The organism is Streptomyces sp. NPDC048288, from assembly GCF_043201555.1.
Lineage (GTDB): Bacteria > Actinomycetota > Actinomycetes > Streptomycetales > Streptomycetaceae > Streptomyces.
In genome coordinates, this window is the sequence record NZ_JBICZD010000004.1 from 135,018 (window position 1) to 157,364 (window position 22,347).

Genomic DNA, 22,347 nt, shown 5'->3' on the forward strand with positions numbered 1-22,347 from the left:
TGAGCACAGTGAGTGCTGCGTCCATCCCTGGTGGGCGCGTACGGAGGGGGAAAGCCGTGGTGCGCTACGTTCACTATCAATGGGCGGCCGTCTTCGAGGTGGGGGTGGCCATGGCTGTCGCCGCACCCGTGGTTTTCGGCACACGTGGCCTGCCGCAGGTCGAAGGCGCCGAAGTGGCTTCCTTGCTGTGCTTGGCAGGGGCCAGTGCGTTCTTCGGCCTGCTGGCGGTTACCACGCGGTTGTCCTGGCTGGGCGGTGAGAAGGGTGATTTCGAGTGCGCAGCCCCTTTGAGCGACCTCGAGGCGATACTTCCCACGCCACGTGAGTCGCTCCTCCGCAGCTTCGATGGAGTCTTCATGGTCATCGTCGCGGTGCCGTCCCTGGTTTTCGGCCTGCTCTGGGGTCCCTGGGCCATCGGGTGGGCGGTCTTCTTCGTACCGGAGCGAATCGTCAAGGGCGTGTATGCGTTCTTCTGGGAGCGGCGCCACGGCGTACTCCTGTGGCGCGGGAAGGTCGAGGAACAACCTCTGGGCAAGGATCAGTCCCTCTATTCCTCACCGCGGACCGCGACCCCTGACTGACTTCGCCGTTCGCGTCGTCGCGCATCGGGTCGGGCCTGGGAGCGCCGTGGGCCGGTGAGGGTCGTTCACCCGGCCGAGTCGCCGATGGCCAGTTCGGCCCAGATGGTCTTGCCCGAGCCCGAGTAGCGAGTGCCCCAGGCCTGGGTGAGCTGGGCGACGAGCAGGAGTCCCCGGCCGCCCTCGTCGAAGGTGCGTGCCCGGCGCAGGTGCGGAGCGGTGCTGCTGCCGTCCGAGACCTCGCAGATGAGCCGGCGCAGCGGGGGCTCCGCAGGGGCCTTTGGAGGTTCGGAGTGGATCAGGCGGAGCTGGATCGGGGGGTCGGCGTAGCGGATGGCGTTGGTGACCAGCTCGCTGATCACCAGCTCGGCCTCGAAAGCGAGGTCCTGAAGCCCCCAGCTGGTCAGTTGAGTGGTCACGAGCCTGCGCGCCCGGGCCACGACCGACGGCTGCGCCTGCAGCTCCCAGCTGGCGACGTGGCCGGAGTCGAGGGCCCTGGTGACGGCGATCAGCAGCGCGACGTCGTCACTGTGGTGAGGTGGCAGAACGTCCAGCGCCGCGTCGCACAGTTCGTCCGGAGACGTGGTCGGCCTGTGCAGCGCCGCACGCAGCCGCGCCATGCCCGCGTCGATGTCCTGCTCACGGGACTCGATCAGGCCGTCGGTGTAGAGCACCAGCGCACTGCCCTCCGGCACAGGGAACTCCACGGCCTCGAACGGCAGGCCGCCCAGCCCCAGCGGGGGACCGGCGGGGACGTCGAGGAAGTCGACGGCGCCGCCCGGGGGCACGAGCGCGGGCGGTGGGTGTCCGGCGTTCGCCAGGACACACACCCGTGAGACCGGATCGTAGACGGCGTACAGGCAGGAGGCGCCGAAGCCGCCCGCCGTGGCCGACATCGGGTCGGGTGGCGAGGTGCCGTCGGTGTCCGCGGACAGACGGATCACCAGGTCGTCGAGATGGGTGAGCAGTTCGTCCGGTGGAAGGTCGACATCCGCGAGGGTGCGGACGGCGGTCCGCAGCCGGCCCATGGTGGCGGCGGCCTGGATGCCGTGTCCGACGACATCCCCGACGACCAGGGCCACGCGCGCACTGGACAGGGGGATCACGTCGAACCAGTCACCGCCCACCTCGCCCCGCACTCCTGCCGGGAGGTAACGGGAGGCGGCCAGCACCGCGGCGTGCCGGGGCAGCCCCTGGGGCAGCAGCGTCCGCTGCAACGCCGCCGCGGTTCCCCGCTCGTGGGTGTACCGGAAGGCGTTGTCGATGTAGAGCGCGGCCCTGGTCGTGATCTCCTGGGCCAGCAGCACGTCCTCCTGCCCGAAGGGCTCGGGACGCTGGTGTCGGACGTAGAGGGCGACACCGAGCGTGGTGCCCCTGGCCTGCAACGGTACGACCAGCACGGAGTGGACGCCGAAGGTCCGTACCACCTCCTCGCGTTGCGCGTCCTCCGTCAGCCAGCCGGAGAAGCACTCGTCGTACGCGCAGCGCAGCACGGGCAGGCCGGTGGCCAGGCACTCCGCCGTCGCCGACGTGGCGCTGTGACGATCCACCTCGCCGACCGCGACCACGGCTTCCGGAGTGCCGGACAGTACGGAGCGATGGGCCGTCCGACGCAGCCGGACCCGGGACGGCGCGGTCATCGCGCGAAGATCCTCCGGAGCGCCCAGAGGGGCGGGGCCCGGGTCCGGGAACAGGTCCACGGCGGCGAAGTCGGCGAATCGCGGTACGGCGATGTTCGTCAGCTCCTCGGCGGTGAGCGTTACGTCCAGGCTGCGCCCCATGCGGTTGTTGGCGTCGTCGAGCAACTGCAGACGCTTGCGCGCATCGGGTTCGCGAGGATCCTGGAGATCCGCAGACCGCGGATCCCCGCCTCGGGGAGACCCACGGCGTCCGTGGAGTAGGTGTTGGACCTGCGCATGCGCAGGTGTGTGTCGTAGACGGACAAGGAACAGCAGGGGGACTGTTCGAAGCCCCACAGTGCCAGCGCGTCGTCGTCCTCGTTCACTTCGCCGGTCGGGTGCGCCGCGACGAAGAACCACTCCGGAGGCGTCGGTGCCGCTGTGCGGCGGTGGGCGAGGACGTACGCGACCACGCTGCGCCCGTCGCGGTGGCGCAGCGTGAGGTGTCCCGCCCACCTGGGCAGCGCGCGTATCTCCTGGAGATCTTCCGAGCTGATCGTGGCGTCCAGCAGAACCTCGGCCGGCCTGCCCACGATGTCCTCGGGCTCGTAACCCAGGAGCGTCCGAGCCCCCGCGCTCCAGCTCGTCACGACGCCGTGGTCACCCACGGCCGCGGTGGCCGCGTCGGCCTCCTCGGCATGGTCCGTGGAGTTCCCCCGGACCCAGGTATCGGGAGCGTGCCCCTGCTCCATACGGCCTCGCCTCCAGCGTGTGCGGCAAGCCCCTGCCGCCGACCGGGCTCTCCGCTGGGCCATGGACCCATTCTGCTACGTGACCAGTGAGGTTTCATCCGAGACGGCGCCGTGTTCTCTGGCCCCCGGTGACGGGTGCGTCAGGCGATGAAGGTGATCCCGCCGTCCGCGCCGATCGCCTGGCCGTTGATGTAACCGGCCTCCTCGCTGGCCAGGAAGACCAGCAGCGGGGCGACGTCGTCGTAGGGCGTCCCGAACCGGCGCATGGGGCTGTGCGCCTCGATCTGCGCGGCTGCCGCGCGTCCCTGTTCGGTGAGGTTGAAGGCGTCGCTGCGGCCGACCGGGAGGAAGGTGTTGGTGGTGATTCCGTACTGGCCCCACTCCTGCGACGCGACGCGCGTGAGGGCCATGACGGCGCCCTTGGCCATCGCGTAGGTCGCGAATCCGGGCCGGGGGCTGACCGCCGCGCCGGACGCCGTGTTGATCACACGGCCGTAGCGCCGCTCCTTCATGTACGGCAGGCACTTCTGCATGAAGAGCATGCTCTGCAGCGGACCGGTCCGGTACGCGGTCAGGCCCTCCGCCGCAGTGGCCTCCTCAAGCAGGTGGTGCTCGTCGAGGCCGCCCTGCGCGATGTTCGCGAGGATGTCCACGGTGCCGTATTCCTGGATCGTCGCGTCGACAACGGCCTCGATCTGCTCCGGCACGGCGATGTCGCACCGCACCGCGATCGCGCGGCCGCCCTTGTCCCGGATCTCCTGGGCCACCGCCTCCACCGCGGGGCCGTTGAGGTCGGACAGGGCGAGCAGGGCACCCTCGTCGGCGAAGCGACGCGCGGCGCCTCCTCCTATGCCACCGGCGGCACCGGTGACGATGGCGACACGGCCGTCAAGACGTCCACTCATGGGTCGTTCCTCTCGAAAACCTTGTTGTTCTTGCTGCGACTCGATCCGAGGTCTCTGTGTCAACAGTGTTGACAGCTGGAGCCAACACTGTTGACAGAGGGTGTGTCAACGGTGTTGGCTCCAGTTGTGTCAGAAGTTTCCTCGGCGGTTTCGAAGTTCGACCGGGCTCCGGCGACTCCCACCCAGCGCGCGATAGCGGAACAGGCGCAACGTCTTTTCCACGAACACGGCTTCTCGGGTGCGTCGATCCGGGACATCGCTTCGGCCGCCGGTGTCGACCCGTCGATCGTGATCCGGCACTTCCACTCGAAGGCGGAGCTGTTCGCAAGGGTGATCGGCTTCGACACCTACTTCAGGCCGCAGCTCGACGGTCCGCTCGACACCATGGGCGAGCGTCTCGTCGCCTACCTCCTCGCTCCCGAGCACGCGGAGATGCGCCGCACGTTCACGGTCCTCCTGCGCGCGGCCGACCACGCCGTCCTCCGGCAGGAGCTCGTCGCGGCGATGTCGAGGCTCATGGTCGAGGAACTCGGTGCGCGCCTCGAAGGGGCCGACGCGATGACTCGCGCCTGGCTCGTCTCCGCGCAGCTGATGGGTCTGGTGCAGGCCTGGGACGCCATCGAACCCGAGTCGTCCACGGGGGACGGGCGAACCCGTCTCGTGCGACTCTACGGCTCGGCCGTGCAACAGCTGATCACTCCGAGGTAGACCGCCGTACGGCCTGCCCCACCAGGTCCCGCACCCGGGCCACCGGCACCGGCACTCCCGGCGTCTCCCAGAACCAGCGCTTCGTCTCCTCCGCGCCCAGTCCCTCGGGTCGCTCGGCCAGGTACGGCTGGACGTAGACCGGCGTGCCCGGCTCGCTGCGCCAGCTGTCGGCGAGGCTGCCGGTGTCGACGGCGTCGTAGCCGAGCACGTCCAGCAGCCGGGTCACCGCCTCCTTGGCTTCCGGATCGTCACCGGCGATCGGCAGCGCGCTGCGGTCCGGGGCGCCGGCGGGGCGGGCACTGGTGGACAGCCGCCGGAAGTCGATGTTGTTGAACGCCTTCACCACCCGCGCACCGGCCAGGTGCCGTTGGACCAGCTCGGAGGAGGTCGCCTCGGCAAGGTCCAGGGCGTCGATCCGGCCGTCGCGATCGGGGTAGTAGTTCATGGTGTCGATCACGATCCTGCCGGCCAGCGCGTCGGCCGGAAGCAGACCGTAGTTCTTCAACGGGATGGTCGCCACGACCAGCTCGGCGTCCTCGGCGGTCTCCCGCACGGTGGCCGCCCGGGCGTGCCCGCCGAGGCGGGCCACGAGGTCCGCGAGGCTCTCCGGGCCGCGGGAGTTGCTCAGTACGACGTCCCATCCGGCGGCCACTCCCAGGCCGGCCAGCCCGCCGCCGATCATCCCGCTGCCGATGAGCCCGAGGGTTCGCGTCATCGCCCGTACACCCCATCTGTTCTGGAATCCGAGATCTCTACTGAAACTGAGTGTCAGGCTAGCTACGGGGATTCATATCTGCAAGCGAAGTCCGCTCAGGGAGGTACGATTGCGCGGTGGAGGCAGCAGCACGGACGAACATCAGGGACATCGCGCGGGCCGCCGTCCGAACCGAACTCGGCCTCGTGGCCTTCGAGCTCTTCCGCCGCGACGGCTTCGACAAGGTCACCATCGACGACCTCGCCAAGGCCGCCGGGGTTTCCCGCAGCACGTTCCTGCGCTATTTCGGCACCAAGGAGGACGCCGTCCTCAGCGCCTTCGACACCCACGGCGAACGGGTCGCGAGCGCCCTGAGCGCCCGCCCCGCCGACGAGGACGACTGGACCGCGCTGCGCCGCGCTCTCGGGACGGCCATCGAGCCCTACCATCAGGACCCGAACGCCTCCCTGGCCATGGCCCGCCTGGTCCGCGACACCCCCGCACTGTGCGCACGGCAGCTGGAGAAGCAGCACGGCTGGCGGCCGGCCCTGGCCCGGGCGCTCGCCGAACGCGAAGGCTCGACCCTGCCTCCCACCGTCGGCCACTGGGTCCGCGCCTCCGCCGCCCTGGACTGCCTCAACGTCGCCGTCGACCACTGGAGCGACTCCGACGGCCGGCTGGACCTCGTCGCCCTGCTCGACGAGGCCTTCGCCGCACTCGCCCCCCGCTGATCCGCGCGTCGGCCTTCTGCTCAATCCCGGGTTCCGCCGTCACCTTGGCATACCATCGCCACGTTCATCCTGATATCCACCCTTTGGGGAGATCGGACGGTCCTACCGTGGCACCCGGAAACGGCGATGTCGGTTTCATCTACTTCGGGCGATCGGTCGGCCCCAGCGAGAAACTGACCTTCAAGTACCTCTACTCCACGAACGCGGGCAGAGGTGTGGAGAGGGCCTACAGCTCGTATCTGTCGTACATGCTGGCCGTCAATGCCGATCTCGGTAACCAGAAGTTCCTCTTCTCCGATGTCGAGTCGTTCAGCGGCGGGTTCTCCTGCCGATTGAAGATGACCGACGGGGAGTACAAGGACTACTGGCTGGACATCAGCAGCGGCGGATACCCGCAGGCGTGGGGATCCAGCAGCTGCCGCTGGAAATTCGTCGACAAGGGTCCGTACTACCAGTGGACACACGCCTCCAGCGGCAACATCGTCCGGGTCTCCGCGGAGCCGGTCAGCGACGTCACGACGAGCGTCTACCTGCGCGCCCTGTCGGGCGACCCCGGGGGCAAGGGCGAATTCAACATCAAGGTGCAATGACGGCAACTGCGGCGCGCCGTCACGCGGTCACCTGGCCGTCAGGAAGTCCCGTGCGGGCAGCGGGCGGTCGACGATGCGGATGTCGCCGACGTTGCCGTGGAAGACGATGTCGACCGCGCCCGCGTACTCGTGACCGCCCACCAGCCACGGCAGGCCCAGCGAGGTGAGGCCGACGGAGAGCCGGTTCGGGCTGTCCACCACCGGGGCGCTCTCCACGTACAGCCTGGTGCGCCGGCCGTCGTTGACCACCGCGAGGTGCCACCACCTGAGCTCGACCAGCCCGTGGCCCCAGTTGGTCGTCGGATAGGTGGTGTTGAGCGGGTAGTGGTTGAACTGGGGCTCGCGGCCGTTGTTCGAGATGGACAGCTGCAGCACGGGCTCGCCCGGGTCGGTGTTCCTGCCGTGCTTGCCGGCCGCGCCGGCGGAGCCGCGGCGACTCAGCACCGCCGCCCAGCCGTTGCGGCCGGCGTCCCAGTCCAGTGGCATCATGACGAACGTCTCGATCGTGTAGCCGGACGCGAACGTCTCGTCGTTCAGCGGGGCGTTCGCCGCGGTGGTCAGGTACGTGCCGTGCAGCGGGTTCCGGCCGCCGGTGAACTTGAGGCTGGCGTGGCCCGGTTGGTCGGGATGGTGCTCGGCGGACCAGGTCAGCGCGTCGGCCGCGGTGCCCGGCACGGTCGCCACCGTCAGGTGGTTGCCCCGGCCCGACAGGTCGGGAACCGACTCGCCCTCGGTGAGCGCGGCGCCCGGTGTCCCCAGGCCGTCGAACCGCCAGTACGCCACCGTGCCCTCGACCAGTTCCCTGCTCGCCGGACGGGCGGGCCGCACCGGGACCGGGGCGAAGCTCGAGAACCGCTCGTCGAAGTCGATCGCGATCGAGAAGTCGTCCACGGGACCGGTGATCCGGGCGTGCTGCGCGGCCAGTTCGTTGCGGGACTCCGGATCCTGGGCCAGGATCCACGGGTTGATCGTCTCCACGTCGATGGTGTTCCGGGCCAGGTCGAAGTGGTAGAGCCGGATCATGCCGCCACCGCCGAAGTAGCGGTTCTGGTAGTTGGCGATGTGCAGGTGCACGTCGTTGCCGTGGGCGTTCTTCAACGTGGTGCGCCCGGCCGGCCAGTAGTGGCCGTTGAGGGTGAGGAAGATCTGGTCGTGGTCGTCGATCAGCTCGTCCCAGACCGTCCGGCCGTGGTCGGAGAGCAGGGCGTTGTTCTCCGGGTCGCCGGACTCGTACGGGAAAACGTTGTCATCGTAGGTGGAGTACACGAGGTCGTGGGTGGTGAGGATCACCGGCATCCTCGGGTGGGCCCCGATGACGTCACGGGCCCAGGAGAAGCCCTGGTCGCTGGTGCGCCAGTCCAGCGCCAGCAGCAGCCACGAGCGGCCGGCCGCCTGGAAGACGTGCGCGGTGTTGTAGCCGGACGGGTCCGCGCCCGCGAACGTCTTCGCGTGCCGGAACCGCTGCGGGCCCAGGGTCCGCAGGTAGGGGGTGTCGCCGCGGCTGTCGTCGCCGGACACGTCGTGGTTGCCGGCCAGCACGCTGTACGCGGCACCGTGCGCGTCCAGCACCGCGAACGCCTTGTCGACCTGCTGGAAGGAGAGGGGGTCGGCGTCCTGGGTCAGGTCGCCGAGATGCGCCATGAACACGATGTTGAGGTCGGGGTTCGCGCTGTTGTCGACGATGTAGCGGAACGACGCTTCCTGGGGCGCGCGGTTCACGCTGTCCTGACTGCCCCAGTACAGGAACTGGGTGTCGGGCATGACCGCGAGCGTGAACCGGAGGGCGTCCGGGTCCGGTCTCCAGGTCCCGGTCCGGTCGCCGGGGACGGCCGCCGCGGCCACGGCCGGGGTCTCGGGAAGCAGGGTCGTGCCGGCCACGACTCCCGCGCCGGCCAGGCCCGCGCTGCGCAGGAATCCGCGTCGGCTGTGCGTGAGGTCGTCTCGGGGCGGGGTGTCACCAGGAGTACACATAGCAGCCCTTCACTGGTCCGGAGTGCACACGCGCCCGACGCTAGGGAGACGGGGTTCGCTCCAGGCGGCCGGAGGGTGACCAACGAGGATCGGGTCGCTGTCATGTCCCTGCACGGAGGGTCGGGCGCGGCCCGCCCCCACTCGGCCGGGGGCGTGCCCGGCCCCGCCCGAGTGGCCGGGCCCACCCGCGGATGTCAGCCTGGGGAGCCGGGGCGGCCCGGGGTTGCGATCGCCGGGTTCCGATCGCCGGGTTCCGATCGCCGGGTTCCGATCGCCGGGTTCCGATCGTCGGAGGGACGGAAGCGGATGGCCTCTGACCTGTCCGGCCCGGCCGTCTCCCGGCAGGAGTTCGACGCGCTGTTCGCGTCGTTGCGTACCTGGGGGCGCTGGCGGCCGGCCGACCGCGGGGCCTTCAACCGGGTGACCGCCGGGCACGCGCGCCGGGCCGCCGCCCTGGTGCGGTCCGGGACGGTCGTACCGACGGCCCTGCCCTGGAACACCCGGCCCGGACCGGACAACCCCAGGCCCGCCCTGCACCACATGACCGACCTCGGTGACGTGGAGAGCCCGGAACCGGCCACCCACAAGGACTTCCTCGCCGCCGACTACCACGGCAAGGGCGTCTCCCACCTCGACGCGCTCAGCCACGTCGCCTACCGCGGGGAGCTGTACGACGGCCGTCGCGCGCGCGACCACATCGATGCCGGGGGTGCCCGATTCGGCACGGTGTCGGCGCTCGGGCCGCTGGTCACGACGGGCGTGCTGCTCGACATCCCCGCCGTCCTCGGCGTCGACTGGCTGGAGCCGGGGCGGGCGGTACGCGCGGCGGACGTGCTCGCCGCCGAACAGGCGCTCGGCGTGACCATCGGCGAGGGCGACGCCGTGCTGCTGCGCTCCGGGCACGCCCGGCGCCGCCGGGAACTCGGTGCCTGGGACTCGGGGGCGTCCAGCGCGGGCTTCCATGTGGACGCCCTGCCGCTGCTGGCCGAGCGCGGTATCGCGCTGCTCGGCGGCGACGGCGACAGCGACGTGCGGCCCTCGCCCGTGCCCGGGGTGCACTCGCCGGTGCACGCACTGGCCGTCGCCGCGATGGGCGTGCCGCTGCTGGACAACCTCGACCTGGAGGCGCTGTCCGCCGCGACCGCCGAGGCGGGCCGGTACACGTTCATGCTGGTCGTGGCGCCCCTCGACATCCCGGGCGGGACGGGATCGCCGGTCAATCCGGTGGCCGTGCTGTGACGGCCGGCCATGACTCTCGCGGTCAATGTCCGTATTCTCTTTTATATCGGTTTCTTTACGAAATAATGATGATTCGACCATGAGTGAGGCAGGGCGTGATGCGGTCCGGCAGGCAACTGGTGCCTGTGTGGCATCGGGAGGGTGACACGGGGCCCGCTCGTTTCCGCGAGCGGTTCCTGCAGGGTGAGCCGGTGGAGAGCGGCGTGCGGGCGCCGATCAAGGACTCCTGGCTGCGCTGCCGGTCCCTGGGTCTCTCGCCGGACCGGACCGACCTGCCCTTCCGCGACGACTTCGACCCCGGCGGGCGGATCGTGCGGGCGGCGGCCCCGGTGCTCGACCGGCTGCAGGTCCGGTTCGCGGGCAGCCAGATCAACATCTCCCTCGCGGACGCGAGCGGCATCGTCCTGCTGCGCCGCTTCGGCGACCCGTCGATGCCCCGCAGCCTGCCCGCGATCCAGGTGGAGCCCGGCTTCGTCTTCGCCGAGCGGTTCGCCGGCACCAACGGCATCGGGCTCGCCCTCGCCGAGCGCGGCCTGGTCCGCGTCTACGGCGCCGAGCACTTCGCGGAACGCGCCCAGGGCAACGCCTGCATCGCCCTGCCGGTACGGGACCCGCTCAGCGGGTGGATGGAGGGCGTGCTCTGCTTCGGCTACCAGCGCAGCGCCGAGTCCCCGGTCCTCGGCGACATCATCCGCCGGGCCGCGCGGGCCGTGGAACGCCGGCTGCTGCGGCAGAGCTCCGCACGCGAGCGCGTCCTGCTCAGGGCGTACGAGTCCGCCGCCGGCCTCGGCCGCGGACTCTCCCTGGACGAACCGGCCCTGGACCTGCGTCCCGACGACCGGGCCATCCTCATGGAGAAGGCCGCCGAGCTCATCTCCCACGCCCAGCACGCCGCCGTGGGCGTCTCGCTGTCCGACGGCCGCCGGGTCACGCTCGTCAGCCGCCTGGTGACCAGTCCCTCCGGTGTGCAGGGCCTCGCGGTCGAGATGCTGCTGCCGGGGGCGGAGGCGAGTGCGGCAACGGGAGCGGGAGCGGGAGAGGGAGCGGGGTCCTCGGTGCTCGTCTCGCCGCATCGGCTGCGGCTGGGCGAGGTGCTCGGTCCCGCCGCGGGGGAGTGGCTCGGGGCGCCGGGGCGCGCGGCGCCGGGGGGCCTGCTCGGGCCCCCGGCCGGCCAGGCGGCGGGCGCCGGGGCGCCGAACCGTTCCGCCGCCCCCGGCCTTCTCGTGGGCTGCGGCGGCCCGCGGCCGCCCACCGCCCCCGACGGCGAACCGGCTGCCGCCGCCCCACCGACGAGGACGTCCGAGTCCCGGTCCACCCCCCAGCCCCGGTCCCAGCACGCCACGACCCCACCGCCGCAACCGGGACCGGGGCGGAACGCCGAAGCCCCCGTCGGCACCGGTGCCGGAACTCATACCGATGTCGAGGCGGGAGCCGAAGCGGGAGCCGATGTTGAAGCCGCAGCGGCAGCCGGAGCTGGAGCCGAAGTCGAAGTCGGTGCTGGAGCCGGAGCCGGAGCCGGAGCCGGAGCCGGAGCCGGAGCCGAAGCCGAAGTCGGTGCTGGTGCTGGTGCTGGTGCTGGAGCCGAAGCCGAAGTCGAAGTCGGAGCCGGAGCCGAAGTCGGTGCTGGTGCTGGAGCCGATGTCGAAGCCGGTGCCGGTGCCGAAGCGGGAGCGGGAGCCGGAGCCGATTTTGAAGCCGCAACGGGAGCCGAAGCTGGAGCCGAAGTCGGTGCCGGTGCCGGTGCCGGTGCCGGTGCCGGAGCCGATGTCGAAGTCGGTGTCGGTGTCGGGAGCCCCGGTGCCCCCCGTCGGCTGGTTCTCTTCGGTGAGCCGGGGGTGGGTGCGTACGCCCTTGCCGCGCGGCGCAGGCTGGAGTTGCTGTCCGAGGCCAGCGCGCGGATCGGGACCACGCTCGATGTCCGGCGCACCGCCGAGGAGCTGGCGCAGACGGCCGTGCCGAAGCTGGCCGACTTCGTGACCGTCGATCTGCCCGACGCCGTGCTGCGCGGTGAGGAGGCCGACGACCCGCTGAGCGACCTGCGCCGGACGGTGGTGCACGGGGTCCGGGACGGGCTGCCGTTCACCCCGGTCGGCAAACGGATCGACTTCGGCCCCGCCACCCCGCAGCTGCGCTGCCTGACCAACGGCCGGGCGGAGCTGGAGCCGGACCTGCAGGTCGCCGCGGGCTGGCTGGCCCAGGATCCCGAGCACACCGAGCGGCTGCTGGCGCATGTGCAGTCGCTGATCGCCGTACCGCTGGTGGCCCGGGGCGTCGTCCTGGGCATCGCCAGCTTCTACCGGGCGCTGGACTCCGCCCCCTTCGGCGACGACGACCGTTCGCTGGCCCAGGAGCTGGCCACCCGGGCCGCCCTCTCCATCGACAACGCCCGCCGCTACACCCACGAACGCTCGATGGTCCTGGCCCTCCAGCGCCGGCTGCTGCCGCACGGGCTGCCCGACCAGGACGCCGTGGAGATCGCCCACCGCTATCTGCCCGCGGAGTCGGACGTCGGCGGTGACTGGTACGACGTCATCCCGCTCCCCGGCGCCCGGATCGGGCTGCTGGTCGGCGATGTCGTGGGGCACGGCATGCTCTCCGCGGCCACCATGGGCCGGCTGCGCACCGCCGCCCGCAGCTTCGCCGAGCTGGACTTCCCGCCGGACGAGGTGCTCAGCCATCTGGACGACCTGGTCGGCCGGCTGGACCGCGACGACCCCGACGGCGAGGGCTCCGGCATCATCGGAGCGACCTGCCTGTACGTCATCTACGACCCGACCGCGCAGCGCTGCGTCATGGCCCGGGCCGGCCATCCGCCGCCCGCGCTGGTCCGCCCCGACGGCGTGGTCTCCTACCCGGACCTGCCCGCCGGACCTCCGCTCGGGCTCGGCGGGCTGCCCTTCGACGCCGTAGAGGTCGACCTGCCGGAGGACAGCCGGCTGGTCCTCTACACGGACGGACTCATCGAGGACCGCCACCGCGACGTGGACGACGTACTCGAACGGCTGCGCGTCGCGCTGGCCCACCGCCCGGAGCGCACGCCGGAGGAGACCTGCCAGGCGATCCTGGAGGGCGTGGCGCCCGACCACCCGTGCGACGACATCGCCCTGCTCGTGGTCCGCACCCACGCCCTGGCCCCCGACCGGATCGCCACCTGGGAACTGCCCGCCGACCCGGCCCTGGTCGGCGAGGTCCGCGCCGCCGCCCTCGGCAAGCTCACCGAATGGGGCCTGGACGAGCCCGCGTTCGCGATGGAGCTGATCCTGAGCGAGCTGGTCACCAACGCCATCCGGCACGGATCCGGCCCGGTCCGGGTACGGCTGCTGCACCACCGCACCCTGATCTGCGAGGTCTCCGACACCAGCAACACCGCCCCGCACCTGCGCCGGGCGGCCAGTACCGACGAGGGCGGCCGCGGCCTTTTCCTGGTCGCCCAGCTCTCCCGGGCCTGGGGCACCCGGCATCTGGCCGAGGGCAAGGTCATCTGGGCCGAATGCGGACTCGACGGCGCGTGAGACGGTCTCGGCACCCCATATCGTACGGATTGATGTAATTTCTTACCGTGCGTGACGGCCAGGATGCGGCTTCCCCCTCCGCGGCGGACCCCGTGGTCGGCATCCGCGGGCTGGTCAAGCGGTTCGGCGGGACCGTCGCACTGGACGGTGTCGACCTCGATGTCACCGCCGGCAGCGTCCTCGCCCTCCTCGGGCCCAACGGCGCCGGGAAGTCCACGCTCATCAAGGTGCTCGCCGGTGTCCACCGCCCCGACGCCGGACGGATCACCGTCGTCGGACAGCCGCTTGGCAGTCCTGCCGCGACCCGCGCGATGTCCTTCATCCACCAGGACCTGGGACTCGTGGACTGGATGACGGTCGCCGAGAACATCGCCCTGAGCACCGGCTACAGCCGCCGGGCCGGCCTGATCTCCTGGCGCCGCACCCGGGAGCGCTGCGCCGCCGCGCTCGGGACCGTCGCCGCGCACCTCGACCCCGACGCGCCGGTCGCCCGGCTCGCGCCCGCCGAACGCTCCCTGGTCGCCATCGCCCGGGCCCTCGCGGTCGACGCGCGGCTCATCGTGCTCGACGAGCCCACCGCCCGCCTCCCGGCCGCCGACTGCGCCCGGCTCTTCCACGTCCTGCACGACCTGCGCGAGCGCGGCCACGCGATCCTCTACGTCAGCCACCGCATCGACGAGGTCCACCAGGTCGCCGACACCTTCGCCGTCCTGCGCGACGGACGGCTGGTCAGCCGGGGCCCCCTCGCCGGGTACAGCCCCGCCCGCCTCGTCCACGACATCGTCGGCACGCAGCCCCCCGCCCGCCGCCCCGCCGCCCCGGCCCCCGCCGAGGGACCGGCCGTCCTCGCCCTCGACGGCCTGCGCACCAGCGGCACGGGGCCGGTGAGCCTGACGCTGAGCGCCGGTGAGGCCCTCGGCCTGGTCGGCCTCTCCGGGGCCGGGCACGTCGAGCTGGGCCGGGCCCTCGCCGGCGCCCTGCCCGTTCTCGGCGGCACCGCCACGCTCGACGGCCGGCCTTACCGCCCCCGCACGGTCGCCGACGCCGTCGCCCACGGGGTCGGCCTGGTCCCCGGCGACCGGCTGCGGGAGGGCTGCCTCCCCCGGCTCACCGTGCGCGAGAACCTCCTCGCCAACCCGCGCGCCGACGGTGTCCCGGCCCTGCGCCCGATCCGCCCGCGCCGGGAACGGGCCGAGGCCGCCTGGCTCGTCGACCGGCTCGCCGTGCGCCCGCGCGACACCGAGGCGCCCGTCGCCACGCTCTCCGGCGGCAACCAGCAGAAGGTCATGATCGGCCGCCGGCTGCGCGCGGGCCCCCGCCTGCTGATCCTGGAGGAGCCCACCGCGAGCGTCGACATCGGCGCCCGGGGCGCCATCCACCGGCTGCTCGACGAGGCGCTCGCCGGAGGCCTCGCGGTGCTGCTCGTCTCCACCGACTTCGAGGAGGTCGCGGAGGTGTGCCGGCGGGCCGTCGTGCTCGTCCGCGGATCGGTGACGGCCGAGCTGAGCGGCGCCGCCCTCACGGCCGCGGAACTCACCCGGGCGGCCTCGGCCGTGCCCCCGCCCGGAACCGGCGGCCGGCCATGACCGGCCGCCGTACGCCCCGCCCGGGCGGCCATCTGATCGGCTCCTACGGCCTGCCGGTCCTCACCCTCCTCCTCGTCCTGGTCTTCTCGCTCGCGCTGCCCCGGACCTTCCCCACCCTCGACACCGCCGACTCGATCCTGTCCACCCAGTCCATCCCGGCCCTGCTCGCGCTCGCCGCCACCGTCCCCGTCGTCACCGGCGCCTTCGACCTCTCCCTCGGCTACGGCCTCGGGCTCGCCCACGTCATGGTGATGAAGCTGATCGTCGAGGAGGGCTGGCCCTGGCCGCTCGCCTGTGCCGCCGTGGTCGTCGGCGGCGGCCTCGCCGGAGTCCTCAACGGGATCGTCGTGGAGTTCGGGCGGATCGACTCCTTCATCGCCACCCTCGGCACCGGCAGCATGATGTACGCGATCACCGGCTGGGTCACCGGCGGCGGCCGGATCGTGCCCGGACCGCAGGGCCTGCCGCCCGCCTTCACCGACCTCTACGACTCCCGGTTCCTCGGCCTGCCGGTCCCCGCCTTCTACGTCCTCGCGCTGGCCGCCGTCCTCTGGCTGGTGCTGGAGCGGCTGCCGCTCGGCCGGTATCTGTACGTCGTCGGCTCCAACCCGCGCGCGGCCGAGCTGGTCGGCATCCGCACCCGCAGCTGCACGGTGTACGCGTTCACCGCGTCGGGGCTGATCGTCGGCCTGGCCGGGGTGCTGCTCGCCGCCCAGCAGCAGCTCGGCAACCCCAGCGTCGGCCTCGACTACCTGCTGCCCGCCTTCGCCGCCGCCCTCCTCGGCTCGACGGCGATCAGGCCCGGCCGCCCCAACGTCCTCGGCACGGTCGTCGCGGTCGCCGTCCTCGCCGTGGGCCTCACCGGCATCGGCCAACTGGGCGCCGACTTCTGGACCGTCCCCCTCTTCTACGGCGGCACCCTGCTGATCGCCGTCGGCCTCGCCGGCTACGCCTCCCGGCGCCGCCTCCGCACCGACACCGGCCTCCCGCCCGAGCCACCGAGACCGGCGGAGGGGGGCGCCGAATGACCCTCCGCCCGTGGAGCGTCCGGCGCCTCGCAGGGCCCGCTGTCCGGCCGGGCCGGTTCGTCCGCCGTGCTGCCGTTCTGCTGGTCACGGCGGTGGTGCTGGCCGGCTGTGAACGTGGCTCGCCGTCGGGCGGGCCGGGGGAGTCGGCGACCGGTCCGAGCGGTTGCCCCGCCGTCTACGACACCGCTCGTGCGGCCGTCGCGCGGGCGGAGCGGACCGATGCGCCGTGGCGGGGGCCGACCACCGGGCCGCGTGCGGTGCCGGGGAAGTCCCTGGTGTACGTGGCGCAGACGATGACCAACCCGGGTGTCGCGGGCGTCGCGCAAGGGGTGAAGGAGGCGGCGCGGGTCGTCGGCTGGAACGTCCGGGTGATCGACGGCGGGGGCACCCCGGCCGGGATCCAGGCGGCGATGGGCCAGGCGGTCGCGCTCAAGCCCTCGGGGATCGTCATCGGCGGCTTCGACCCCAACTCCACCTCGCAGCAGGTGTCCCGGGCCGGCGCCGGGCACATCCCGCTGGTCGGCTGGCACGCGGTCGCCGCGCCGGGCCCCAGCCGACGGCCCCCGCTGTTCAGCAACGTCACCACGCGCGTCCAGGACGTGGCCCGGATCAGCGCCCGGTGGATCATCGGGCACTCGCGCGGCCGGGCCGGGGCGGTGGTCTTCACCGACGCGTCGATCCCGTTCGCCCGCACCAAGTCCGACCTGATCAGGAAGGAACTCGCCACCTGCCCGGGGGTACGCGTCCTCGCGTACGAGAACATCCCGATCCCGGACGCGAGCAGCCGTACCCCGCGCGAGGTCGCCTCCCTGCTGTCTCGGTTCGGCGACCGGTGGACCCACTCCGTCGCCATCAACGACCTGTACTTCGCCGACGCCGCCCCCGCCTTCCGCGCGGCCGGCGCACCGGGTGCGGGACCGCCGTACAACATCGGCGCGGGGGACGGCGACCCGTCCGCCTTCCAGCGGGTCAACAGCGGCCAGTACCAGTCCGCCACCGTCCCCGAGCCCCTCACCCAGCAGGGCTGGCAGATCGTCGACGAGTTCAACCGCGCCTTCGCCGACGACCCGGCCAGCGGATACGCGGCGCCGGTGCATGTGTCGACCGCCGACAACACCGACGGCGCCACCTCCTGGGACCCGACGGGCTACCGCGAGGCGTACCGGAAGATCTGGGGCAGATGACGGACCGTCACGCAGGAGCCGGCCGGACGGTCAGGGCAGTACGACGATCTTGCGGCCCTGACCTGCGGCGAACCGCTCCAGCGCCTGCGGGTACTCCGCGAGCGGCAGCCGGTGGCTGATGAAGACCCGGGGATCGAGGACCCCGTTGGCGAAGAGTTCCGCCGCGCGTTCGTAGCTGTGCAGGACGGCCATGGAGCCGGTGATGGTGATCTCCTGGTTGTAGATGCGGTACGGGTCGATGGTCACCCGGGTCGCGTAGTCGGCGACGCCGAACTGGAGGAAGGTGCCGGCCTTGGCCACCCGCTCCAGGCCGTCCTGGATCGCCGCCGCGTTGCCGGTGGCGTCGACCACCACGTCCCAGCCGGCCGGCCGGTCCAGCTCGTCGGCCGAGGGAGCCGTCCGCGAGGAGCCCAACTCCGCGGCCGTGGCGAGCCGTTCCGGGTTGATGTCGACGACGTCGACCGAGGCGGCGCCGGTGCGCTTGGCCAGCTCCAGCATCATCAGGCCCATGGTGCCGCTGCCGTAGATCAGCACATGGGAGCCGAGCCTGCCGCTCAGCACGTCGTAGCCGCGCACGGCGCAGGACAGCGGCTCGATGAGGGCCGCGTCCTGGACGTCCACGTGGTCCGGCAGCCGTACGCAGTTGGCGACGGGGGCCACGGCGTACTCGGCGGCGCCGCCCGCCACGGTCACCCCGATCGCCTGCCAGCGGTCGCAGAGGTTGTTGCGTCCGGCCCGGCAGTAACGGCACTCGTTGCAGTACAGCGAGGGGTCCACGGCGACCCGGTCGCCGATCGCGAGTTCGGTGACCTCGCGGCCGCGTTCCACGACCCGCCCGGCGAACTCGTGACCCGGCACGACCGGCAGGGTCGGGGCGAACTCGCCCCGCAGGATGTGCAGATCGGTCCCGCACAGTCCGCAGGCCGCCACCTCGACCACGACCTGGCGCGGCCCGGGGGTGGGATCGGGCACCGTGGTGACGGTGACCCGGCCGGGGGCTTCGACGACGGCGGCTCTCACTTGACTGCTCCTAGGGACAGGCCGCGGACCAGTTTGTCCTGGGCGGCGAAACCGGCGATCAGGACCGGGAGGGAGACCAGGGTGGCGGCGGCGCAGAGCCGGGCGAGGAAGAGGCCCTCGCTGGTGATGAAGCCGACCAGGAAGACCGGCGCCGTCGACGCGTTGGTCGCGGTGAGGTTCACGGCGAACATGAACTCGTTCCAGCTGAAGATGAAGCAGATCAGCGAGGTGGCGGCCAGCCCGGGCGCCGCGACCGGGGCGACGATCCGCCCCAGCACGGTCAGCAGGCCGGCGCCGTCGACCTCGGCGGCCTCCAGGATCTCCCTGGGCACCTCGGCGAGGAACGAGCGCATCATCCACACCGCGATCGGCAGGTTCATCGCGGTGTAGAGGACGATCAGCGTCCACACGTTGTCCAGCATCCCGGCGTCCTTGACGATCAGGTACACCGGCAGCAGGGCCGCGATGGCCGGCAGGAACTTCGTCGACAGGAAGAAGAACATCACGTCGGTCCACTTCCGGACCGGCTTGATGGACAGCGCGTAGGCCGTCGGCACCGCGAGGGCCAGCACCAGCAGGGTCGAAATGACGCTGGCCATCGCCGAGTTGAGCAGGAACGGGGTGATGTCCCGGCTGAACAGCAGCCGGTACTGGTCGAAGGTGAGCGGCGCGAAGGGCGTCGGCGGGTTGGTCGCCGCGTCCGCCTCCTGGTGGAAGGAGGTGAGCACCATCCACGCCACCGGCGCGAAGAACGCCAGCGTGGCGAGCCAGGCGACGAAGGTCCACAGCGGCGACAGCCGTGCCGCGGCCCCCTGGTCCTCCCGGGTCGTCGCGAGACCTGTCATCGGGACACCTCCTCGCGGAACAGCGACGCGATGGTGCGCAGCGCGAACGTCGCGATCACGATCGAGCCGAGCACCACGACCACTCCGGCGGCGGCCGCCTGGCCGTACTCGTACTTGCGGAACATGGTCAGGTAGATCTCGTAGGGCAGGTTCGTCGTCTGCGAGCCGGGGCCGCCCTGGGTGATCGTGTAGACCGCGTCGAAGGTCTGCACGACGTAGATCGTGCCGAGCAGGACGCCCAGCTCGATGTACTGGCGCAGATGCGGCAGGGTGATGTGGCGGAAGGTGGCCGACGCCGACGCCCCGTCCACCCGGGCCGCCTCCAGGACGTCACCGGGCTGCGCCTGCAGACCGGCCAGCAGGATCAGCATCATGAACGGCGTCCACTGCCACACCAACGACGCGACGACGGCGGGCATCGGATACGACGAGACCCAGTCGACCGTCGGGCCGTTGGCGGCGCCGAACAGCCGGTAGACGGCGTTGAGGGTGCCGTTGAGCAGGCCGTAGTCGGGGTTGTAGATGGCGTGCTTCCACAGCAGCGCCGCCGCGACCGGCATCACCAGGAACGGCGCGATCAGCATCGTCCGGGCCAGTCCCCGGCCGGCGAACCGGCGGTCCAGGAGCAGCGCCAGACCGAGGCCGAGGACCACGCTGATCAGCACCACCGACGCGGTGAGCACGACGGTGTTGAGCACCGCGGTGCGCAGCCGTTCGTCGGTGAAGACGAACGTGAAGTTGGACAGGCCGACGAAGTGCCGTTCGCCGGGCTTGAGGATGTTCCACCGGAGCGTGGAGATCACGATGGTGGCCACGAAGGGCAACTGCGTGACGACGATGGTGAAGACGAGCGCCGGGAGCAGCGGGAGGCGGCGCTTCCACTTGCCGGAGCCGCTGGATGTGCGGGCGCGGTTCGGCTGTGGTGCCGTGCGGGGTGGAGCGGTGAGCGTGGTCATGGAGAGTTCCTCTGCCGGTGACAGCCGGGGTGGGGGAGGGGCGCCCGGCCGGCCGTCGGGGCCGGCCGGGCGGTGACGGTCACCGGTAGTTCTTGGCGACGTCCTCGGCCTGCTGCTGGCCGTCGTCGAGCGCCTTTTCCACGCTTGCCTTGCCGGCGATGGCGGCGGAGATCTCCTGGGTGACCTTGGTGCCCAGGTCCTGGAACTCGGGGATGGCCACGTACTGGACGCCCACGGTCGGCCTCGGCTGGGTGCCGGGGTCGGCCGGGTCGGCCTGCTCGATCGACTTCAGGGTGATGTCACCGAACGACCCGGCGGCCTTCTGGTACGCGGGGATCGCATAGGTGCTGGCCCGCTTTCCGGCCGGGACCCGCGACCAGCCGAGCTTCTCGCCGACCAGGTTCTCGTACTTCTTGCTGGACGCCCACAGCATGAACTTCGAGGCCGCGTCGGCGTTCTTGGTGGTCTTGGGCATGGCCCACGCCCAACTCCACAGCCAGCCACTGCTCCTGGTCTCGGCGGTCGGCGCGTAGGCGTACCCGACATGACCGGCGATCTTGCTGGTGGCGGGGTCCTCCAGCGACCCGGCCGCGCTGGTCGCGTCGTACCACATCGCGACCTTCTTCTGGCTCATGGCGTTCAGGCACTCGGTGAAGCCGGACTGCGCGGCACCCGCCTCGCCGTGCTTCCTGACCAGGTCGACGTAGAAGTCGGTCGCCTTCTTGAAGGCCGGGCTGTTCACCTGGGCCTGCCAGTCCTTGGTGAACCAGGTGCCGCCGAAGGTGTTGACCACGGTCGTCAGCGTTGCCCCCAGCTCGCCCCAGCCGGCCAGGCCGCGCAGACAGATACCCCGCATCCCGGGCTCCGCGTGATCGACCTTGGCCGCGATGTCGGCGATCTGCTGCCAGGTCGGGTGCTCGGGCACCGTGACGCCCTTCGCCTTCATGACGTCCTTGTTGTACATGAGGAAGGACGACTCCCCGTAGAACGGCAGGGCGTAGAGCTTGCCGTCCGAGCCGGACAGCGCGGTGACCATCGGCTTGAGCAGGTCGGCCGTGTCGAACGCGGTGTCCTGGTCGGCGTAGGAGCTGAGCTCGTGCAGCCAGCCGTTCTTCTGCCAGATCGGTACCTCGTAGGCGCCGATGGTGGCGACGTCGTACTGGCCGGCCTGGGTGGCGACGTCCTGGGTGACCTTGTCGCGCAGTTCGTTCTCGGGGAGGATCGTGAAGTTGACCTTGATGCCGGTGTCCTTGGTGAACGTGGACTTGGTCAGCTTCTGGATGTCCTCCATCTGCGGGTTGCCGACCATCAGCACGTTGATGCTCTTGCCGCCGCCCCCGGAGGCGGAGGTGCCGCCCGCTCCGCTGCAGGCGACCAGCAGCGAGCCCGCGGCGGTGGCCGTGAGCAGGACGTGGACCATTCTTCGTGTGCGCATGACTGACTCCAACGAGAGTGTTCGAGGGCGTGCGGAACCAGGGCCCCGGCCTTACGGGGACGGAAAGGGAGGAAGGGGAAGTGCGGCTCAGGCCTGGATGACCTGGGGACCCAGCAGGGCGTAGCGGCGGGCCTCGGAGGAGTGCAGCCCGGTGTCGGTGACGATGGCCTCGAAGTCCGTGACGTTCGCGAACCGGCAGAAGCTCACGGCGCCGAACTTGGTGTGGACGCCGGAGAACACCCGGCGCTTGGCGATCCGCATGACCTCGGCCTTCACCTCGCCGACCCCGGGATCGGGGGTGGTGAGTCCCCACTGGCGGGAGATGCCGTTGGCGCCGACGTACGCCAGGTCGATGACGAAGTCGGACAGCATGCGCCGCGCCCAGTGGTCGACCGTGGCCAGCGTCCCGCCCCGCACCCGGCCGCCGAGCAGCAGCACGGTGATGTTCTCGGCCGAGGCCAGGTCACCCGCCGTGGCCAGCGAGGAGGTGACCACGGTCAGCGGCCGGTCGCGGGGGAGGGCGGCCGCGATGAGCTGCGGGGTGTAGCCCTCGTCGATGTAGACGGTCTCGGCGTCCCCGACCAGCGCGGCCGCGGCGGCCGCGATCCGGGACTTCTCGGGGATGTGCTCGGTGGTGCGGAAGGCGAGCGTGGTCTCGAAGCCCGCGCTCTCCACGGGGTGCGCGCCGCCGTGGGTGCGGCGGACCAGCCCGTGGTTCTCCAGGAGGTTCAGATCGCGCCGCACGGTCTCCTTGGAGACCCCGAGATCGGCGGCGAGCTTCCCGACGTCGACGGAACCCGAACGGCGCGCCGTCGCCAGGATCCCGCGTCTTCGTTCCTCGGCGTCCACGTCGACACCTCCGTTCCCCGGCTCCGCGCAGGACGCCCGCGCCGGCTCGGCACCCGGAGTCCGGCCCGCCCGGGCTCCGGTGGCCAAATTTGTACAAGGCGAGCGCGGGCGTTGACCAGGTGCGCCGTAGGCCGGTTGCTGACCG

Annotated in this window: 17 protein-coding genes and 1 pseudogene; 9 read left to right on the forward strand and 9 right to left on the reverse strand. The window is 71.5% G+C overall.

The window, feature by feature from the left end; genetic code table 11:
* Positions 1-56 precede the first annotated feature (56 nt).
* Entirely contained in the window at positions 57-581 is a 525-nt protein-coding gene (locus tag ACGFZS_RS16090) for a hypothetical protein (RefSeq protein WP_393795567.1), read from the forward strand.
* Positions 582-646: 65 nt separating this feature from the next.
* Here ACGFZS_RS16090 and ACGFZS_RS16095 read toward each other — a convergent pair.
* A pseudogene (locus ACGFZS_RS16095) lies at positions 647-2,949 on the reverse strand (SpoIIE family protein phosphatase).
* Positions 2,950-3,089: 140 nt separating this feature from the next.
* Positions 3,090-3,854, reverse strand: a complete 765-nt coding sequence (locus ACGFZS_RS16100; protein ID WP_393795568.1) for an SDR family NAD(P)-dependent oxidoreductase — start codon at positions 3,852-3,854, stop codon at positions 3,090-3,092.
* A gap of 126 nt (positions 3,855-3,980) precedes the next feature.
* Here ACGFZS_RS16100 and ACGFZS_RS16105 point away from each other — a divergent pair, with 126 nt between their 5' ends.
* Complete coding sequence (locus tag ACGFZS_RS16105; RefSeq protein ID WP_393795569.1) at positions 3,981-4,562, forward strand: TetR/AcrR family transcriptional regulator; 582 nt, start codon at positions 3,981-3,983, stop codon at positions 4,560-4,562.
* On the opposite strand, the gene ACGFZS_RS16110 is transcribed toward ACGFZS_RS16105, so the two are convergent.
* Positions 4,549-5,277: an NADPH-dependent F420 reductase gene (locus ACGFZS_RS16110; protein ID WP_393795570.1), complete on the reverse strand. Its 729-nt coding sequence runs from the start codon at positions 5,275-5,277 to the stop codon at positions 4,549-4,551. The two genes, ACGFZS_RS16105 and ACGFZS_RS16110, sit on opposite strands and share 14 nt — an antisense overlap.
* 116 nt (positions 5,278-5,393) lie before the next feature.
* Between ACGFZS_RS16110 and ACGFZS_RS16115 the strand changes: the two genes are divergently transcribed.
* Positions 5,394-5,987, forward strand: coding sequence for a TetR family transcriptional regulator (locus tag ACGFZS_RS16115; protein ID WP_393795571.1), 594 nt, complete (start codon positions 5,394-5,396; stop codon positions 5,985-5,987).
* A 107-nt stretch (positions 5,988-6,094) separates the two neighbouring features.
* Positions 6,095-6,577, forward strand: coding sequence for a hypothetical protein (locus ACGFZS_RS16120; protein ID WP_393795572.1), 483 nt, complete (start codon positions 6,095-6,097; stop codon positions 6,575-6,577).
* Between the two features lie 27 nt (positions 6,578-6,604).
* Here the strand turns inward: ACGFZS_RS16120 and ACGFZS_RS16125 are convergent, their stop codons facing one another.
* The gene (locus ACGFZS_RS16125) at positions 6,605-8,548 is read right to left on the reverse strand and encodes a Tat pathway signal sequence domain protein (RefSeq protein WP_393795573.1); all 1,944 of its coding nucleotides are present in this window, start codon (positions 8,546-8,548) and stop codon (positions 6,605-6,607) included.
* Positions 8,549-8,854: 306 nt separating this feature from the next.
* Between ACGFZS_RS16125 and ACGFZS_RS16130 the strand changes: the two genes are divergently transcribed.
* The 5 genes from ACGFZS_RS16130 to ACGFZS_RS16150 all read left to right on the forward strand — a co-directional run bounded on the left by ACGFZS_RS16130 (position 8,855) and on the right by ACGFZS_RS16150 (position 17,097).
* Complete coding sequence (locus tag ACGFZS_RS16130) at positions 8,855-9,787, forward strand: cyclase family protein (protein ID WP_393795574.1); 933 nt, start codon at positions 8,855-8,857, stop codon at positions 9,785-9,787.
* A gap of 191 nt (positions 9,788-9,978) precedes the next feature.
* On the forward strand, positions 9,979-13,299 hold the full coding sequence (locus ACGFZS_RS16135; RefSeq protein ID WP_393795575.1) for a SpoIIE family protein phosphatase: 3,321 nt from the start codon (positions 9,979-9,981) through the stop codon (positions 13,297-13,299).
* A 47-nt stretch (positions 13,300-13,346) separates the two neighbouring features.
* Complete coding sequence (locus ACGFZS_RS16140) at positions 13,347-14,885, forward strand: sugar ABC transporter ATP-binding protein (protein ID WP_393795576.1); 1,539 nt, start codon at positions 13,347-13,349, stop codon at positions 14,883-14,885.
* Positions 14,882-15,913 (forward strand): ABC transporter permease, encoded by a 1,032-nt coding sequence (locus tag ACGFZS_RS16145; RefSeq protein ID WP_393795577.1) that lies wholly within the window; start codon positions 14,882-14,884, stop codon positions 15,911-15,913. Before ACGFZS_RS16140 ends, ACGFZS_RS16145 begins: the two co-directional genes overlap by 4 nt.
* On the forward strand, positions 15,910-17,097 hold the full coding sequence (locus ACGFZS_RS16150) for a substrate-binding domain-containing protein (protein WP_393795578.1): 1,188 nt from the start codon (positions 15,910-15,912) through the stop codon (positions 17,095-17,097). Before ACGFZS_RS16145 ends, ACGFZS_RS16150 begins: the two co-directional genes overlap by 4 nt.
* 30 nt (positions 17,098-17,127) lie before the next feature.
* On the opposite strand, the gene ACGFZS_RS16155 is transcribed toward ACGFZS_RS16150, so the two are convergent.
* The 5 genes from ACGFZS_RS16155 to ACGFZS_RS16175 form a co-directional block, all read right to left on the reverse strand.
* The gene (locus ACGFZS_RS16155) at positions 17,128-18,117 is read right to left on the reverse strand and encodes a zinc-dependent alcohol dehydrogenase family protein (protein WP_393795579.1); all 990 of its coding nucleotides are present in this window, start codon (positions 18,115-18,117) and stop codon (positions 17,128-17,130) included.
* Entirely contained in the window at positions 18,114-18,962 is an 849-nt protein-coding gene (locus ACGFZS_RS16160) for a carbohydrate ABC transporter permease (protein WP_359212300.1), read from the reverse strand. The genes ACGFZS_RS16155 and ACGFZS_RS16160 overlap by 4 nt, the downstream gene beginning before the upstream one ends.
* Positions 18,959-19,918 carry a carbohydrate ABC transporter permease gene (locus tag ACGFZS_RS16165; protein ID WP_393795580.1) on the reverse strand — a complete coding sequence of 320 codons (960 nt, stop codon included), beginning with the start codon at positions 19,916-19,918 and terminating at the stop codon, positions 18,959-18,961. The genes ACGFZS_RS16160 and ACGFZS_RS16165 overlap by 4 nt, the downstream gene beginning before the upstream one ends.
* A gap of 79 nt (positions 19,919-19,997) precedes the next feature.
* Entirely contained in the window at positions 19,998-21,353 is a 1,356-nt protein-coding gene (locus ACGFZS_RS16170; RefSeq protein ID WP_393795581.1) for an ABC transporter substrate-binding protein, read from the reverse strand.
* Between the two features lie 87 nt (positions 21,354-21,440).
* Complete coding sequence (locus tag ACGFZS_RS16175; RefSeq protein WP_393795582.1) at positions 21,441-22,202, reverse strand: DeoR/GlpR family DNA-binding transcription regulator; 762 nt, start codon at positions 22,200-22,202, stop codon at positions 21,441-21,443.
* Between the last annotated feature and the right edge of the window lie 145 nt (positions 22,203-22,347).